Genomic DNA, 16,584 nt, shown 5'->3' on the forward strand with positions numbered 1-16,584 from the left:
GGCGGTGGCCTTGGTGGCGGCGGTTTTGGCGGCGGTGGACTTGGTGGCGGCGGCTTTGGCGGCAGCGGCGGCTTTGGTGGCGGTGGCTTTGGCGGCGGCGGCCTTGGTGGCGGCGGCTTTGGCGGTGGCGGCTTTGGTGGTGGTGGCGGCTTTGGCGGTGGTGGATTTGGTGGCGGCGGACTTGGTGGCGGCGGCTTTGGCGGCGGTGCCACCCAAATATCGAATATCTCCCAGCTTTTCTCGACTATCAGCGACGAGCAAGTTGGAGAAACGCCGGCGGTCATCGGAATCAGTCAGGCTGGAACCGGCCTGAACGGTCAGGGCACCACGGGCACACGCGGTGGCGCGACGGCCGGAGGTGGTTTTGGCGGCCGCGGCGGCGGCGGTGGAGGCTTTGGCGGCGGTGGTGGTCTCGGTGGGGCTCGAGGCGGTGGATTAGGGGCCCAGGGTACCGGTGCCGCAGGTGCCGAGGGTGGCGGCTTAGGCGGGACCGCCGGCTTGGGCGGGTTCCAAGGGCAGGCCGAAGTTTTGACCGTGCTCGAAAACGCAATCCCGCCGGTCATCGAACCTTACACCGGCGAAGTGCTCTCGTGGATGATCTACAACCCCACGATCAACCAGCTCATGGTCCGCTCGACGCCGACGTATCTCGACGTGCTGGAAGACATGATTGCAAACGTCGATGTGACGCCCAAGCAGGTTAGTATCGAGTCGAAATTCATCACGGTCTCAGTGTCGGATTTGGACAAAATTGGTTTCAATTGGGACATCACACTCAGCGACGTCAACAACCGTGCGCGTGAAATCCCGGAACTCGGTGAGCAGACGACGACGGGAGGCGGTACCGGTGGCGGTACCGGCACGACGACAACCGGCGTCACCTACCCGGTTGACATCAATGGCGACGGGATCACGGAAGACATTCCAATCTACACCAAGCCTGACGGTACGAACGTGTTCAACAATACGATCACGTCGGCGGTTTTGGATGCAGTAGCTAACCCGGGTCCGGCCGGCGAGTTCAACTTGGCGGCGACAATACTCGATAATGCGGACGGCGATGTGGTCAGCGTGACTATGGATTATCTGAACAGCTTGGCCGAGACTGAGTTGCTCAGTGCGCCGCGTGTGACCACGCTAAACCGTAAGCCGGCCGTTATTGCGGATATTTTGACGCAAACGTTCAATACATCTGCAACGAGCATTATCGTCGCCAGTGACAATGCATTTGGGTCTTCGGGTACTCTTGCCGCGACTACGATTCTGCAATTTACGCAGTTCACGTTTGGAATTACACTGTCCGTCACGCCGCAGATCAGCGGCGGTAATCAGGTCCGTTTGTGGTTGAATCCGCAAGTCACGGCGCTGGTTGGGACGGATGAGTTCACCCAAACGACTGTAGTCAATGATCAGACGATCGAAGCGTTAATCCGCTTCCCGCGCCAGTCGACCCAAGCCGTGTGGACCAACGTGATCGTCCATGATGGCGATACGCTGGTGCTCGGTGGATTGATTAACGACAGTTCGATCCGCACGAACAAGAAGCTGCCGTATTTGGCCGATATCCCGGTCATAGGTTTCTTCTTCCGCGGCAAGGCGACGCAGATCGAGCAGAAGAGCTTGCTCATCTTCGTGACCACGGACATCGTAGACCCGACGGGTGCGCGCTTCTTCGAGGCGACCGAGTACTAGCCGGGTATCGATTGCGCATTCGCGCGGGCGGCCTTGGCCAAAGGCCGCCCGCGCTGTTTTTCGGCATGCGCCCTGGCACTTGTCGTAAAATGCGATTGTCGTGAACTACAGGCTTTATAACGCGTTGACAAACCTTGCCGTCGCGCCCGCAGCCGCCTGGGTTGCCGCGCACCCCCGGCACCGCCCGTTACTCGCCCGTTTCGCGCCCAAAACGCCGCGGTGCCCCTCGCCGCCTTTTTGGGTCCATGCGTGCAGCGTGGGCGAACTAAATACGGCGCGGCCCGTCATAGGCGCATTGCGGGACCGATTTCCAGATGTGCCCGTTGTGCTTACAGTGAGCACAACGGCGGCCTGGAGGCTCGCCTCCCAGGATTCTGCGGGTGCGGCGCTTGCCTGGTTCCCCATCGATCAGCGCGGCGTGGTCGCCCGGTTCGTTGATCGCTTGAAACCCCGCGCACTACTCCTCATGGAGACGGAAATCTGGCCCAATGTCGTTCGCGAGACCGAGCGGCGCGGCGTACCGGTGGTCGTCGCGAATGCGCGCCTCAGCGACAAACATTTTGCCCGATACCGGCGCTATGGTGACTTCTTCCACGGCGTGTTCTCGCGAATCGCGGCCGTTGCCGCGCAGCATCAAACCTACGCCGAACGGTTCACTGCCCTCGGCGTCGGCTCGGAACGCGTCACAATCACCGGAAATATCAAGTTCGACAACGTTACCATGACCATTGATTCGGAGAGACTCTCCGCGCTCCGCTCGGCATGTGGCCTGGGGACGCACGATCCGGTCATCGTATTCGGCAGCACGCGCCCCGGCGACGAGGCACTTGCCGCGCGGTGTTGGAACGAATGGAAGGACCAATTCCCCGGCATCCGGCTCGTCGTCGCGCCGCGCCACCTCGAGCGGCTCACAGAGGCGCTCGCGCCGTTCGAGGAGCCGGTCGCGCTGCGCAGCGCGCTCGTCGCCGGCAACCGGAGCGCGAACGAGCGCGTGCTCTTCGTGGACACACTCGGCGAACTGGTTGACTTCTATGCCTTGGGCACCGTGGCGATTGTGGGAGGCAGCTTCTTTCCGGGCGTGAACGGGCACAATCCACTCGAGCCCGCGGCGCTCGGTGTGCCAACCGTCTTCGGGCCGTACATGAGCAACTTCATTGACCCCGCCGAGGTGTTGGTAGCGGCGCGCGGAGCCGTGCAGGTCATCGATCCCCAGGAATTGGCGCGCGTGGTCACCGCGCTCCTTCGCGACCCTGCGCGGCGCGAAGCCCTGGCGTCGGCCGCCCGGGACGCCGTGGAAAAGAACAAGGGCGCGCTCGCGCGCACGATGCACGTTGTGGACGGCGTCATGTTGAAGTGCGCGCAGCCGGCGTAACACCATAGCCGTTATGCGCGTACTCGCCAACGCCGCGGACGCTGTACTCGAGCGGATCGACCTGCTTCTCGACCGGTTTCATCGCCGCCCGGGTGTTATCGCGGCGTTGTTGCTGTCGCCATCGTTGCTCGTTTTGAGCGTGTTCGCATTTTTCCCGCTGCTCTACGCCGTGTACATCAGCCTTTTCGATACGCGGCGCGGATCGTTCATCGGCGCGGGGAACTACGCGCGCGCGTGGGGCGATCCCGAATTCTGGCGCAGCATAAAGGTCACGTGCTACTACGCGCTGGGCACTGTTCCGCTTTCGCTCGCTGTCAGTTTCGCAATCGCATGGTTGCTGTTTCGCGTGACGTTCGCGCGCGGTCTGTTTCGCACGCTCTATTTCCTGCCGTACGTGACCTCCGCCGTCGCCGCGGCGACCGTGTGGCGTGCGCTGCTGCGCCCGCAAAGCGGGCTAGTCAACTTGTTGCTCGACTCCGCCGGGTTCGAAACACAAAAGTGGCTCATCGAACCGCGCGGCATTCTGCACCTGCTGACCGACGGTCTCGTGCCGGTGTCGTTCGGACCCAGCCTCGCACTGTGTTGCATCATCGCGTTCGACGTGTGGCACTCGAGCGGGTTCATGATCGTCGTCTTTCTCGCGGGCCTGTCGTCGATCCCGCGCCAGCTCGAGGAAGGCGCGCGGCTCGACGGCGCTACGACGTGGCAAGTCGTGCGCCACGTTTCCTTGCCGTTGCTGTCGCCGACAATATTCTTTCTGCTGATCGTCAGCGCCATCAAATCCTTTCAATCGTTCAACAGCTTCTACGCGCTCGTCAGCGCGCCCGGCGAGGACACGCAAAACCTCATCGTCTACATTTACGCGCAGTTTTACCAGAACCAGCAAATCGGCTACGGCGCCGCGATTGCCGTCGTCATGTGCGCGGCGATCGTGGTGTTGACAATCGTCCAGTGGCGCGTGGTTGGACGAAAGGTCCACTACGAATGAAACGCGCCGCCGTCTATACCGTGCTGACGCTCGGCGGGACCGTCACCGTATTTCCATTTCTGTGGATGCTGAGCACCTCACTCAAGACAGGGCGCGAGGCCAGCGCGCCGGAGATCGACCTCATTCCGCAATCATGGCAGTGGCAAAACTACGCGACGGCGCTCACCGCCGCGCCTTTCGGCGTGTATTTCTACAATACGTTTGTCGTCGCGGTGACGGTAATGGCGTGCGTGGTCGTCACGTCGCTGCTCGCCGGATACGCCTTTGCGAGATTGCCGTTCCGCGGGCGCACGATACTGTTCGCGTTTCTACTCGCCACGATGATGGTGCCGTTCGAGGTCACGCTCATTCCCAATTTTCTACTCGTTCGCGATTTGGGCTGGTACAACACCTACGCGGCGCTTATCGTGCCGTGGTGCGCGAGCGCATTCTCGATCTTTCTCGTACGCCAGGCGTTCCTGTCCCTGCCAAACGATTACTTCGAGGCGGCGCGCATCGACGGCTGCGGGCATTTGCGGTTCCTCGCGTGGATTGCCGCGCCGCTCGTAAAGCCCGCGCTGGTGACAATCGCGTTGTTTTCGTTTCTCGGCAGCTACAATTCGCTCATCTGGCCGATCATTGTCACGAACAGCGAGGACATGCGATTGATTCAATACGGGCTCACCGTGTTCGGCGGAGAAACCGGCGTGCAAACTAACTTGCTGATGTGCGCATCCACGATTGTCATACTCCCGACCGTGGCGCTATACTTCGTCGCGCAACGCAGCTTTCTCGAAAGCGCCCTCAACGCCGGCATCAAGGGATAAATTCCGTGCGCCCCTCTTCGCTTGCAGCCCTGTTCGTTATCGCCCTCCTCTCGTGCACCCCGCGCGATACGTCCGCTCCGCAATCGCCCGCGAACGGCGAGGGAAGATCGAAGACGTTCAAGCCTATTGACCCCGGCTTCGCAGTGTGTTGGGACCGCAACACGCTCGAAACGGCGAAGCTGCTTGATACGATTGCGGGCGAATTCAACGCAATGCAGCAGGGTGGCGTGCCGATTAAACTCGAATACCTCGGCAATTACGGCGACATCTTCCGAAAAGTCTCGCTGAGCATCCAGGCGCGCGAACTTCCAGCCACCGCCGTCGGGTATGAGCCGATGACATCCGAGTACATCGTCGCCGGCGCGGCGCTGCCGCTTGACGACTACATCGCCGATCCGGAGACGGGATTGAAGGCGGAGGAATTGGCAGACTTTTACCCCAGCGTACTCGATACCAACCGGTTCCCGCAGTTCGGAAACAAGATGTACTCGTTCCCGTTCTGCAAGAGCGTGCTCATGATGTACTACAACAAGCGCGTCCTTCGCGCGGCGGGATTCGACGCGCCGCCGCAAACGTGGGACGAATTCCTCGAACAATGCCGTTCGATCAAGGCGAAGGCCGGTAAACAGGCCTACGCTATCAACGTCGATTGCTCGACCGTCGAGGGGTTCATCTACAGCATGGGCGGCGACGTGGTGAACGGCACAGTCACCGCGTTTGACCAGCCGAACGCGCTCGCTGCGTTCCAGTTGTTCGACACGCTCGTCAGGGAAGGCCTCGCATACCAGGCCCCACCCGGCACCTACGATGACCGGGAGGACTTCGCGCACGACCGCACCGCGTTCTTCTTCCGCCCGAGTTCCCACCGGCCAGACGCCGCCGCGCTCATGGCCGCCACCCCGGATGACTGGGGAATGACGCGGATTCCGCAGCGCGACGTAAACAGCCCGCGCACGGCGCTGTACGGTCCGAACATCTGCGTATTCCGCACGTCGGAGCTGCACCAGAAATCGGCTTGGGGATTCATCCGCCACTTCACATCGCCGGAGGTATCCGTGCGCTGGGCAATCGCTACGGGCTATCTACCGATTCGCAAGTCCGCCGCTTCAGACCCGGATATGCTGGCGTTCTGGGAGAAGTGGCCCCAAGATCGCGCCGCGTTTGACTGCCTCGCGTTTGCGCGTTCGCAGCCGAACCTCGTGGGGTGGCAGCAGGTGCGAACACTCGTCGAACGCGCGCTGACGGCGGTGCTCACTGGGCTCAAATCGCCCGATCAGGCCGTTGCCGACCTCAAGCGCGAAGCGGACAAAGTGCTCGCCGCGCAGTAGGCGACAAAGCGATCCACGCCGAATCCCTGACGGTGTCGTCAGTCTTCGATGGGGTGGCCGTGCGGATCGTGGTGCGCGGCGAAATCGTCAAGCGCGTCGCGAATCTGTTCCCGGGCGTCGCGCTCGACGAACTCGAGGTCCGTTTTCCGGCGAAGCTGGAGGCGGCGGTCATGGTGCGGCCAGTTGCCTTCACCCACCCGCGGTATTCGTCGATCTTGGCTGTTCCGGCGGTCCCGGCGCCACTCGCCATTCGCGTCTTGATAGAATCCTGGACGGTGTTCGCTCACGATTAAGCCCCCGTAATTTCGGCGCGATGCCTTTCCGGCATCGGCACCAAGTATATGCAGCGCACGGGGCAGATCGTCAAGTGTTCCTGTAACCCCCGTTCGACCTGCGCCAAGAACTACCCATCCGTACGCAAGCACCAATGGACATACAAATCCGTAGGTTCCGCCTGGCGGTCACCGCGCTGGCTTTTGTACGCATAACGCGACGCAATCTACCGTCTCACAATGCCTTATGTCATTCCATGTTCGAGTGACACAGCTTTGGCATACCTGTTGCTCTATTGATGCTAACGAGCCGCACAACTCGACGGAAGCAGGAAAGGAGGCGGAGAAATGAACGCAGTAAACGTTTTCGCCGCTCTGCGCACGCGACAGGAATTTACGTCGCGCGCAGTCCGGGTACATACGGTCGCCGCCAGCCGCGAGAGTGCGGCGTGCGCCGCTCCTACCGCTCTGGATAGCAACCCGTTGTTGGCTCGTGCGGTGGAGACCCGCGCCGGGAGCGTCAAGCTCCAAAGGCGGGCAGTTTGACGGCCCTCTCATCGGTGTACACAGCACCGACTTATGGTTGCTGACTCCGCAACCTAGACCCTGGCCGCGCAACGCAAGAAGGCTCCCTCGACCGAATGCCAAGCCCGGGGCATTCGGAGTCGCGTTGCGCGGCCTGCCCTCTTTATCGGGGAGGTCAAGTCTCGGCGACGCGCCCAAAAAGAGAGCTATTCCGCGGGTATCTTCTTCGGACGAATCTTCAACTGCTGATCGACATCGATGCGGTTGCCCTCGATTCCGTTCCAGCCGCGAATGTCGTCCGCAGTCACTCCGTACTTCGAAGCAATATTCGCCAGGTTATCGCCCTTCTTCACCGAATACGTAATCTCCGTATCGGGTGCGGCCGCCTGTTCGGCGGGCGCCGGTGATGCGTCTGCCGTCGGCGCCGGCGCGGCTTCGGCCGGCGCGGGCGCGTTTGCATCGCTCGGCGTTGCCGCATCCGCGGGCACGTATATTGTAAGCTTCTGCCCCTCGCTCAACTTGGTGTCGTTCATGTGGTTCCACGTCATGATGTCCTGATACGTGACCTTGTACTTCGTAGCGATGGAGGACAGGAATTCGCCGCCTTTCACCACGTGTTCAATCGCCTTGGAATTCGCGGGCGGCTGGACGGACGGCTCCTCGCTCGGCGGTTGGATGGCGGCGGCATCCGCGGGTGCCGGCTCGGCGGGCGCGGGCTCAGTTGGCGGAGCGGGCGGTTGTTCGGATGGCGCCGCCGGCGTAGCGGGGGCCGCGTCAGGTGATGCCGTCGTTATCTTCAGCTTTTGCCCGACGAACAGATTGTCGCTCTTCAGGTTGTTCCACTCGCGAATCTGGTCCGCGGTCACCGTGAACTTGTTTGCCACCTTCGACAGGCTATCCCCGCCGACTACCGTGTACTCGATCTCGGCGCCTGCCGGTGCGGGTTCTGCGGCGGGTTCGCCCGCATCTGCGACCGCCGCCTCCGTCGGCGCCAACTGCGGCAGCGGCCCGTCAAGGCCCGCGTGTGGTGTCTTGAGCGCGGACTGCCATGCGTCGAGCCGCTTCTTGCTCTCGCTCAACGCGGCGCGGTCAAGCGCGCCTTCCGTAGCGGCAATCTCAATCGTGGCGCAGACGAATTTGATCTTCTCGATATCGGGATTGAGCATTAATACCGCGTCGTTGCCCGCGGCCAAGGCGGCGACCGTGGCCTTCTCGGCGGGGAACGACTTCGAGGATACCGCACCCTTGTTCACGTCGTCCGCCAGAATGACGCCCGGATAGGTGAACTTGTCGCGCAGGAGGCCCTTGATGAACTTCGGCGACAGCGATGCCGCGGCGACAGGCTTCGTTTCGTTGTCGACCGTCGGCGCAACCACGTGCCCGACGAGTATCCCGGGAACGTTGCAGCGCGCGGCCTCCGCGAACGGGAAGATGATCTGCGCCATACGGTCCTGATCGTCGGTGAGCGTCGCCAGCGATTTCTGCGTGTCGCCCTTGAGCGTTCCCATGCCCGGGAAATGCTTTACGACGGGAAGGACTCCCCCGCCCACCGCGCCGTCCGCGTAGGCCAATCCGATTGCCGCCACGTCCTGATGATTGTCGCCGAAGCACCGTGCCCGCATCTCCTTCGACGCATTCTCGCCGTAGATGTCCAACACCGGCCCGAGAAGAACTCCGATACCCCGTTCGACGCACGATTCAGCAAGGTCCTCGCCTGCCTTTTTCGCACCGCCGAGGTCCCTGGCCTCGCCTATCTTCGCCGCCGCCGGCGCCTCCTTTAGATTCAGCAAGTTGAGCGTGCCGCCTTCCTGCGCGACCGCAATCAGCGGCAACGAATCGATTGTCGTACCCAACCCGACGGCTGCTTTGATTTCGGCCACGAGGTCGATGAGCTGGTTCTTGACCTTGATGTTTTCGCTGCGCAACACCACGCCGCCCGGTTTTAACTCGGCAAGCATTTCTTTCGTGTTGGTGTCGAGTTTCTCTCCCTTCACGGCGATAAACAGGTGCCGCGCGGGCCACACGTCCTCGAGTTTGGCCAGTTCGGCGGGTTGTTCCTGCGGCGCGGGCGCGGGTTCGTCTGCCGGCGGCGCGCTTGGTTCCGCTTCCGATGCCCCGTTTGGCTCTTCCGAGGGAGGCGTTGTGGGCTCGGTCGTTGCCGGCGGCACGGCCGCGATCTCCGAGTCGATCGGCGGCGCGGGCTCGCTGTCACCGCCGAAGATGAAGTAACTCGCGCCGAACCCTATCGCAAGGCCGGCAACCAATGCCGCAATTACTTCGAACGGCGCGCCGCTTCTACGTTTGCGAATATAGACTTCCACGGTAATCTCTCCGAGTCGTATCGACTTCGTTGAATGCTCGCTTCAAGTGTCCTCGCGCGCGCCTGCCCGTCACTGCGACCGGACGCCCGTTCGCGTTACCAACCGAAGTGGTATTTACGCATCCGCCGTCCGTGCGCCGCGCCGAATGTCCACGATACGCCCGCGAAACACGTCGATAACCTTGGCGACGTGCGGGTCCGCCAGCGCCGCCTGCGCCTCCTCCGGGTTCACGGTACCATATACGTGGCGCGAAGGGCGCGTCTCGATTGACTCAATCGGACTTTCATCGAGCGCGGCGTCAATCCGGAGCGCCGCGATGTTCTGTGTCATGCGCTGTAGGACACCACGGACCAGTTCCAGGTTCTCGGCCTGTTCCACCCACGCCTTCGATCGCGCGTGGACGGCCGCGAATTGCACGACCAGTGTGTTGTCCTCGATTGCCGTCGGCACACCATGACCGAGCGCAATGCCGAGATTAAGGCTATGCTCGCTTGCGGTCTGCGCGACCAATTGCCACACGCGCGCCATGTTGTCCTGCGTCACAGCCGCTTTACGCGGGCGTTTCGCAGTCTCGCCGTTGCCGCCGTTTCGTTCCTCGTAAGCGGGATTCGATTCTTCGCGCGCGCGGACGGCCGGCGCGCTAACCGTTAAAGGGCGTGGGGGGGCGATACCTCCCGCGCCCAGCGCAACAAGCTTCTCCAGCACGGCGTCGACCGATACCTCGACCGTCACCCGCGACAACCGAATCAGCAACGATTCGAGCGCGATCCGCTGCGCAAGTTGCGAATCGAAATCCTTCGCAAGTTCCGCGAATTGTTCCACCAGACGAATCAAGGTCGTCAACGTGAACCGTTCGGCCATGGACTGCATCTTCGCGATCTCATCGTCCGGCAGCGCGAGCAGCGCTCGTGCATCCGCTGTCTTGCAGACGAGCAAATTGCGGAAATACTGCAAAATGTCCTGAACGAACTGCGACAGGTCTTTGCCGCTGGCGACAATATCCTCGACGACCTTCAGAAGTTCCGCCACGTCTTTATCGAGCAGTGCCGTACAGACGCGCTCCAACTGCTTCCAATCCACCAGCCCAAGCACGTCAAACACGTCCTTGAACGTGATCGTCTTTCCGCAGTACGAGATGAGTTGCTCGAGAATGCTCTCCGCGTCGCGGATGCCGCCGTCCGCCGCGCGCGCGATCGCGTACAGCGCCTCGTCGCTGCATTTGATCTTTTCCTCGTCGAGAATCTGGCGCAGCAGTTTGTTGAGACTGTCCATGCCCACGCGGCGGAAATCGTACCGCTGGCATCGCGACACGATGGTCGCGGGGACCTTGTGCGCCTCGGTCGTCGCCAGAATGAAGACTGCGTGTTCCGGCGGTTCTTCGAGCGTCTTCAACAACGCATTGAACGCGCTCCCGGAAAGCTGGTGCACTTCGTCGATAACGTAAATCTTGTAGCGCGAACGCGATGGCACCAGCCGCACGTTCTCGCGAATCTGGCGCACGTCGTCGACGCTGTTGTTTGACGCCCCGTCGATCTCGAGCACGTCGATGTTTGTGCCCGCCGCTATCGTCTTGCAGTTGTCGCACGCCCCGCACGGCGATGGGGTGGGGCCTTTTGCCTTTTCGCAGTTCAGCGCCTTGGCCAATACCCGCGCCGTCGTCGTCTTGCCAATCCCGCGCGAACCAATGAACAAGAACGCATGGCCAATCCGGCCGGAGGTGATGGAATTCTGAATGGTGCGGGTGATGTGCTCCTGGCCGACCACGTCCTCAAAGCGCTGCGGACGCCACTTCCGCGCAAGCACGAGATATGGGTCTTTGGCCATCAATCAGGAACCCCCGCCAATTGCAGCTACCTCGAATCGAATCTGCCAACCTTCGTGCTCGTGCTCGTGCTCGTAATCGTAATCGATCACTCGCCGTGGCACGCCAGCTACGAACGGGCCCAGACCAACCGTCGCGCGCGTTGTCGCGCTTGCACGTCCGCGCGAAGCGCGTGGTGACGGCCAGGCGACCCTGCAGCACACGAAAAAATCCACCTACGGCTGCTTCCGTCAAGACCTGACCGGGTTCAGCGGCATCCCGTTGAGCAGGACCCAGCCGCCACCACCCGATCCGCGCAAAAGGACACCCGGCATTCCCGGGATTTAGGCACCAAAACTTGCGCACATAGAATACAGAAACGCTAACATTTACAGGGGGATCAAGTCAAATTACGAGCGGCGGTTCGCACCATTGGATGCGTTCATAAAATGTCCATTTCGTCCATCAGGTCCATTATGTCCATGTTGTCAACTACTTGACCGCGTACAGCGTATCCAGCGTCGCCACATACAACACCCCATTCGCCGCCACCGGCGTCGCGCTAATTGGTGCGCCCAGCTTCACCGACGCAATTTCCCTCTTCTCTTTGCTCGCGGCGAAGGTCCAGAACTGTTTACTCCGCGACCCAACGTACACCTTGCCGTCCGCGACAAACGCCGAGCCCCAGCACTCGCCGCCTATGTCGTGTGTCCAATACCCCTGGCCCGTCTCCGCGTCCACGCAATGCACGATGCCCTTGCAGTCCGCGACAAACACCAGCCCGTTCGCCACAGCGGGCGTCGCGACACAGTGCGTCGGCATCTCGTACGACCACACCTGCCCCGTCGTTGTGATGTCGCCGGTTTTCGTCGTGTCGATGCATTTTAGCCACGACAATTCCTTGCCCCACCACGGGTCGCCGCCTGCGGTGACGTACACGCGGTTACCGACGAACACCGGCATGCCCTCGATGACACTGGGACTTTCCCTGCGGTTGTTCAAATACTCGGCGCGGTTATCCTTCGGACCGGTGGGGTCGCAATCGAATTTCCACGCGAGCGCCAGCGTCTGCACCGAATCTGAGGGCGCAGGGTGGGGGAGGGCCTCAAACCCGTAGCACACACCGTCCGGACCGCCGAACGCTATTCGTTTCTTGCCGTCCACCATGCCCAAAGACGGAGACGACCATGTCGCATGCATGATGCGGTGTCCCATGCCCTCCGTGTCTTTCGCAAGCACCTTGCCGGTGTTCTTGTCCATCACAATGAGGCTTGGCGCGTCGGGCTTGCGCACGACTTTGTGCGTATTGTCCACACCGTTGCCCGTGTTGAGGTAGAGGTAGTCGCCATCCAACAAGATGGCCGTGTGCGCGCCGTCGTGCGGATACATGTCGACTGCTTCACGCAGATTCACCAGCCAAATGATGTCAGCGTCCGCCGGCGTCACCTCGAAAGCGGGCTTACCGTCCTGCGCCATATGCTGACCTTCGTCCACAAACGGCCCGTCGTTACCGTCCGCCTGCCCGTCGAGATCGAGGCACACCACCTCGAATCGGTTCGTCATCGTGTACACGCGATCGCCTTCGACCGTCGGCTCGGAACACATTCCGATCATCGGCCAATCGAGGTAATCGTCGCCGCCGGTCCGCGGCACGGCGAGTTGCCAGCGCAACGCGCCGTCACTTTCATTCAGGCAAAGGAGCACGCCGCAATCGTAATCGATGCGCGGGTCGCGCGGTTTCTCATTGTTCGCGCCTATCAGCACGCAACCGTTCGCAATCACCGGCGAACCGTAGGCATTGCCGCCCAGTGACGCCGACCACTTCACATTCGCGCCCGTCGCCGGGTCGAAGGAATCCGGCAATCCCGTCTCGTTCGACACCATGTTTCGCGTAAACGTCTCGCCCCACTGTGGCCGGTCCTCGGCCAGGACCACTGACGCGGAAAAGGCGCTGGCTGCCAGCACAAGGTAAAAACAATAATGGTATGAGTTTGGCAACGGCGTGATACTCATTCGATAGGTTCCCCCTAACTCAATAGCTTATCACGACCACGGGGCCAATCCCGCATTTCTCACCGCCCCACGACGCGGCAGTGGACGCAAAATCCGTCGGTGCGGTGAGAAATGCTCACGATTAAGCCTTTGAGCGCATGGCGAGACGATTTTTCACGCGAACAACCCGTATAGACAAGAACCTATGGAACTTCATGTGACGCAGCGGGTAAGACACGTTTTTGCTGTTCGCGTGAAAAATCCGGACTATCCGCGAGCGTTGCGTCAAAGCCGGTGAAGGCCGGTTCGCGAAAACTTTGACTCTAAGCCCCTTCCCGTTCTATACTTGTCGTTTAATGCGAGGCCCATGTTTTGGGCGTTGGCTGGCGCCCGCGCTGGTCGGTTGAGGCGCGAGAGGCGTCGTTGTAAGGAGAGTGCTGTGAAGAGGACCTATCAACCATCGAAATTGAAGCGGAAGCGGAACCACGGCTTCTTGAAGCGTATGGCAACGGCGACGGGCAGAAACGTCATCAAGCGCCGCCGCGCCAAGGGCCGGAAGAGTCTATCCGCGTAAACGGGGAGGAAGCAGAGCTGTTGTGCCGGGCCCACAGGCGTTTCCACGGCATGAGCGCCTCACGCGCAAACGGGATTTCGAGACGGCCTTCAAATCCGGCCGCAGAAGCGTGGGGTCAGCCTTTATATGCTACGTGGCCCGGCGGGAAAGTCAGGGTCGCAAGTTTGGATTTGCCGTATCGCGCAAGGTTGGCACGGCCGTAATCCGCAACCGCGTGAAGCGGTATTTGCGGGAGTTTTTCAGGACGCACCGCGCTCAGATCGACGACGACACCCATATCGTGGTGGTAGCGCGGCCCGCGGCGGCCAATGCCGGTTATGACCAGTGCGTTCGCGAGATGCGGCGGCTCCTCGGCGAAGTTGAGGTGATGCATGGGTAGGATATTGGTCGCGATCATTCGCTTGTACCAACTCCTGTTGTCCCCACTGCTGGGCCAGAATTGCCGGTTTTACCCGACCTGTTCCCACTACGCCATCGAGGCGATCCGGAAGTACGGAGCGATTCGCGGCGTGTGGTACGGCGTGCGCCGTATCGCACGGTGCCACCCGTTCAACGCGGGCGGCTACGATCCCGTACCCTGACGCGCCCCCAAGCGCAACAGCTTCTGCGATGGCCCGCCATGCGAATGCATGGCAGGTCTGTGCAGGAGATGTGAGTGTACGACGACGACGACAGGCATGAGAAGGACGCCGCGCGCAACCAGTTAATCGTCTTTGTGACGATGGCGATGCTGCTCTTCCTTTGGCTGCATTACTACGGCCCCAAGCCGCAGCCACCCACCCAGCAAACGCAGATCGAGACGATCACCCAGCAGACGCCCACCGAGAAGGCGGTTGCGCTCGAAACTGCTGAGGCCCCGGAGCCTGGTAGCGCAGAGGCGGGCTGGCCATATCTGCCGCCCGTTCCCACTGACCTTGATCCCTCCGCGGATATTGTCACCCTAAAAAAGGACGATTTGACGCTCGAGTTCACGCGGATAGGCGCGCGGCTCAAGCGCGTGAGCCTGATGTCCGGTGAACACGGCGATTCCGTGATTCAGCTCGTTCCCGCAACGGACGCTCCGGACACCGAGGCGGTCTATCCGTTCGGGTTGCGGTTTACCCATGAATCCCTGAAAGACGAATTGGACCGCCGCCGGTTCGACGTCGAGAGTAGCAGCGAATCGGAAGTCGTCTTCTCGTTGACGCTGCCGAACGCGGCCGTCATCAAGAAGCGGTTCGCGTTCACCGACAAGCCCCACGTCATTTCCGCGACGGTCGACTACACAAATCACGAATCGGCGCCGCGCGTGTTTGGCCGTGACGAGGACCCGGCGTACACGTTTACATGGGGGCCGAATATTCAATCCGACGACCTGACGAAAGGCGTGCAGCAAGCGGTCGTTTGGCGCACGGCGGGGGCAAACGGCCTTCTCAACACATCGAGCATGGAACCGGACGATGACGGGAAACCGTACTCAAGGCGGTTCCCGGGCGCGGACTGGCTTGGCGTGCGCAGCGCATACTTTATCGTTGCGTTGAAACCCAATTACGCCGGGGCGGCCGGTTCGGTCCTGGGCGATGCGAATGAATTCCGCTTCGGGTACATGGTGCCCCGCGCCGAGGTCGCGTCCGGCGCAACATTAACCAATTCGTTCGATATTTACATTGGACCGAGCCACCTGCCGCAACTCAAGTTGGCGTGGGCGACGCTCGATACTTCTTTGAAGTTCTTCGAGTGGGACTTCTTCGACTGGTTCGCGAAATTGCTGCTGCAAATGTTGAACTGGTTCTACTCGGTCATTCCGAACTATGGCATCGCAATCATCCTGCTCACCGTCGTCGTCCGGCTCGTCATGTTCCCGCTGACGCTCAAACAAATGCGATCCATGAAGCGGATGAGCCTTCTCGCGCCGGAGATGGAAAAGATCAAGGAACAGTACGCGAACGATCAGCAGGAAATGCAGAAGAAGATGATGGAACTGTACAAAGAGTACGGGATGAATCCCGTCTCGGGCTGCCTGCCGATGTTCGCGCAACTGCCGATCTTCATCGCGTTGTACCGCATGCTGTGGAGCGCCTACGAATTGCGCGGCGCCAGTTTCTTCTTTTGGATCAAGGACCTGTCGGAACCCGATCGGCTGCTGCATATCCCCGCGCTGGCAAATCTGCCGTGGGTTTTCTACCACTTGCAGAACGTCAACGTACTGCCGGTGCTGAGCGCATTGGCGATGCTCGCCAGCGTGAAACTCACGCCAATGTCAACGCCGATGAACCCGCAACAGAAGACGATTATGACGATCATGCCCGTGTTTTTCAGCGTGTTCTGCTATCCGCTTGCGTCAGGACTCAACCTTTACATTCTGACCAGCACGCTGCTGGGCATTGCGCAGAGTTACGTATTGCACTTCCAGGAAGTGGAAAAACCGGAAAAGGTAAAGCCCAAGAAGAAGCAGCACTTTTATACCGCGGCCATCGAGAAAAAGAAGCAGGCCGAGCGCGAACTGAAGGAAAAGAAGCGCAAAGAGAGGAAAGGCGGAGAGTAGCGGCAAGGGAGCACGGGCGTTCCGCCCGTGGGTGAGATGAATCGCCCCCCTGAACGCCAGGTTGGGGAACCTGCCTACGCGTCCGCCGCCGCGCGCGCTGCGCGCAACATGAGGAGACGGGTCTATGAGAGTAATTGAGGTGAGCGCAAAGACGCGCGAGCTCGCCATCAAAAACGCCCTCGAACAATTGGGCGTCGAGCGCGACGAAGTACACGTCGAGATTCTGGACGAGGGCAGCGCGGGTCTGTTCGGGTTCGGCGCCCGCAACGTCAAGCTCAAAGTGTCCACGGACGTTCCCGGACCGGAAACCGCGCGGGGCAGGTCCGCGCACCGCGAGCGGCCGCACCACGCCGATCGGCACGAGCACCCGCGGCGCGAGCAGCGCCCCG

Annotated in this window: 14 protein-coding genes and 1 other RNA gene; 11 read left to right on the forward strand and 4 right to left on the reverse strand. The window is 61.1% G+C overall.

Annotation, left to right across the window (positions count from 1 at the left end; genetic code table 11):
* The 6 genes from HUU46_25110 to HUU46_25135 all read left to right on the forward strand — a co-directional run.
* The coding region (locus HUU46_25110) for a hypothetical protein (protein NUM56923.1) at positions 1 to 1,692 on the forward strand (1,692 nt) is incomplete at its 5' end.
* A 256-nt stretch (positions 1,693 to 1,948) separates the two neighbouring features.
* Positions 1,949 to 3,064: a 3-deoxy-D-manno-octulosonic acid transferase gene (locus HUU46_25115; protein ID NUM56924.1), complete on the forward strand. Its 1,116-nt coding sequence runs from the start codon at positions 1,949 to 1,951 to the stop codon at positions 3,062 to 3,064.
* A 13-nt stretch (positions 3,065 to 3,077) separates the two neighbouring features.
* Complete coding sequence (locus HUU46_25120) at positions 3,078 to 4,052, forward strand: sugar ABC transporter permease (GenBank protein NUM56925.1); 975 nt, start codon at positions 3,078 to 3,080, stop codon at positions 4,050 to 4,052.
* Positions 4,049 to 4,858: a carbohydrate ABC transporter permease gene (locus HUU46_25125; protein NUM56926.1), complete on the forward strand. Its 810-nt coding sequence runs from the start codon at positions 4,049 to 4,051 to the stop codon at positions 4,856 to 4,858. The genes HUU46_25120 and HUU46_25125 overlap by 4 nt, the downstream gene beginning before the upstream one ends.
* A 5-nt stretch (positions 4,859 to 4,863) precedes the next feature.
* Positions 4,864 to 6,186 (forward strand): ABC transporter substrate-binding protein, encoded by a 1,323-nt coding sequence (locus HUU46_25130; GenBank protein NUM56927.1) that lies wholly within the window; start codon positions 4,864 to 4,866, stop codon positions 6,184 to 6,186.
* Positions 6,187 to 6,245: 59 nt separating this feature from the next.
* The gene (locus HUU46_25135; protein ID NUM56928.1) at positions 6,246 to 6,479 is read left to right on the forward strand and encodes a hypothetical protein; all 234 of its coding nucleotides are present in this window, start codon (positions 6,246 to 6,248) and stop codon (positions 6,477 to 6,479) included.
* A 710-nt stretch (positions 6,480 to 7,189) separates the two neighbouring features.
* Here the strand turns inward: HUU46_25135 and HUU46_25140 are convergent.
* From HUU46_25140 to HUU46_25155, 4 genes are all read right to left on the reverse strand, one after another.
* Positions 7,190 to 9,304 (reverse strand): LysM peptidoglycan-binding domain-containing protein, encoded by a 2,115-nt coding sequence (locus tag HUU46_25140; protein ID NUM56929.1) that lies wholly within the window; start codon positions 9,302 to 9,304, stop codon positions 7,190 to 7,192.
* A gap of 114 nt (positions 9,305 to 9,418) precedes the next feature.
* Positions 9,419 to 11,128, reverse strand: a complete 1,710-nt coding sequence (dnaX, locus tag HUU46_25145; GenBank protein NUM56930.1) for a DNA polymerase III subunit gamma/tau — start codon at positions 11,126 to 11,128, stop codon at positions 9,419 to 9,421.
* A 149-nt stretch (positions 11,129 to 11,277) separates the two neighbouring features.
* An RNA gene (gene ffs, locus HUU46_25150) (signal recognition particle sRNA large type) lies at positions 11,278 to 11,473 on the reverse strand.
* A gap of 124 nt (positions 11,474 to 11,597) precedes the next feature.
* The gene (locus HUU46_25155) at positions 11,598 to 13,118 is read right to left on the reverse strand and encodes a PQQ-binding-like beta-propeller repeat protein (protein NUM56931.1); all 1,521 of its coding nucleotides are present in this window, start codon (positions 13,116 to 13,118) and stop codon (positions 11,598 to 11,600) included.
* A gap of 346 nt (positions 13,119 to 13,464) precedes the next feature.
* On the opposite strand from HUU46_25155, the gene rpmH reads away from it, so the two are divergent.
* From rpmH to HUU46_25180, 5 genes are all read left to right on the forward strand, one after another.
* A complete protein-coding gene (gene rpmH / locus HUU46_25160) occupies positions 13,465 to 13,671 on the forward strand; it encodes a 50S ribosomal protein L34 (GenBank protein ID NUM56932.1) in 207 nt (68 codons plus the stop codon).
* Between the two features lie 22 nt (positions 13,672 to 13,693).
* On the forward strand, positions 13,694 to 14,050 hold the full coding sequence (rnpA, locus tag HUU46_25165; GenBank protein NUM56933.1) for a ribonuclease P protein component: 357 nt from the start codon (positions 13,694 to 13,696) through the stop codon (positions 14,048 to 14,050).
* Positions 14,043 to 14,252 carry a membrane protein insertion efficiency factor YidD gene (yidD, locus tag HUU46_25170; protein ID NUM56934.1) on the forward strand — a complete coding sequence of 70 codons (210 nt, stop codon included), beginning with the start codon at positions 14,043 to 14,045 and terminating at the stop codon, positions 14,250 to 14,252. Before rnpA ends, yidD begins: the two co-directional genes overlap by 8 nt.
* A 74-nt stretch (positions 14,253 to 14,326) precedes the next feature.
* On the forward strand, positions 14,327 to 16,195 hold the full coding sequence (yidC, locus tag HUU46_25175; protein ID NUM56935.1) for a membrane protein insertase YidC: 1,869 nt from the start codon (positions 14,327 to 14,329) through the stop codon (positions 16,193 to 16,195).
* Positions 16,196 to 16,319: 124 nt separating this feature from the next.
* Positions 16,320 to 16,584: Jag N-terminal domain-containing protein (locus HUU46_25180; GenBank protein ID NUM56936.1), on the forward strand; the 265-nt coding region annotated here is incomplete at its 3' end.

The sequence above is a fragment of the Candidatus Hydrogenedentota bacterium genome (assembly GCA_013359265.1).
Taxonomy (GTDB): Bacteria; Hydrogenedentota; Hydrogenedentia; order Hydrogenedentales; family SLHB01; genus JABWCD01.

What these genes read in the sequence shown, in the direction of transcription:
- HUU46_25120 (NUM56925.1), top strand. Translation starts at nt 3,078, where the DNA reads ATGCGCGTACTCGCCAACGCCGCGGACGCTGTACTCGAGCGGATCGAC.
- HUU46_25125 (NUM56926.1), top strand. Translation starts at nt 4,049, where the DNA reads ATGAAACGCGCCGCCGTCTATACCGTGCTGACGCTCGGCGGGACCGTC.
- dnaX (NUM56930.1), bottom strand. Translation starts at nt 11,128, where the DNA reads ATGGCCAAAGACCCATATCTCGTGCTTGCGCGGAAGTGGCGTCCGCAG.
- HUU46_25155 (NUM56931.1), bottom strand. Translation starts at nt 13,118, where the DNA reads ATGAGTATCACGCCGTTGCCAAACTCATACCATTATTGTTTTTACCTT.
- rpmH (NUM56932.1), top strand. Translation starts at nt 13,465, where the DNA reads ATGTTTTGGGCGTTGGCTGGCGCCCGCGCTGGTCGGTTGAGGCGCGAG.
- yidD (NUM56934.1), top strand. Translation starts at nt 14,043, where the DNA reads ATGGGTAGGATATTGGTCGCGATCATTCGCTTGTACCAACTCCTGTTG.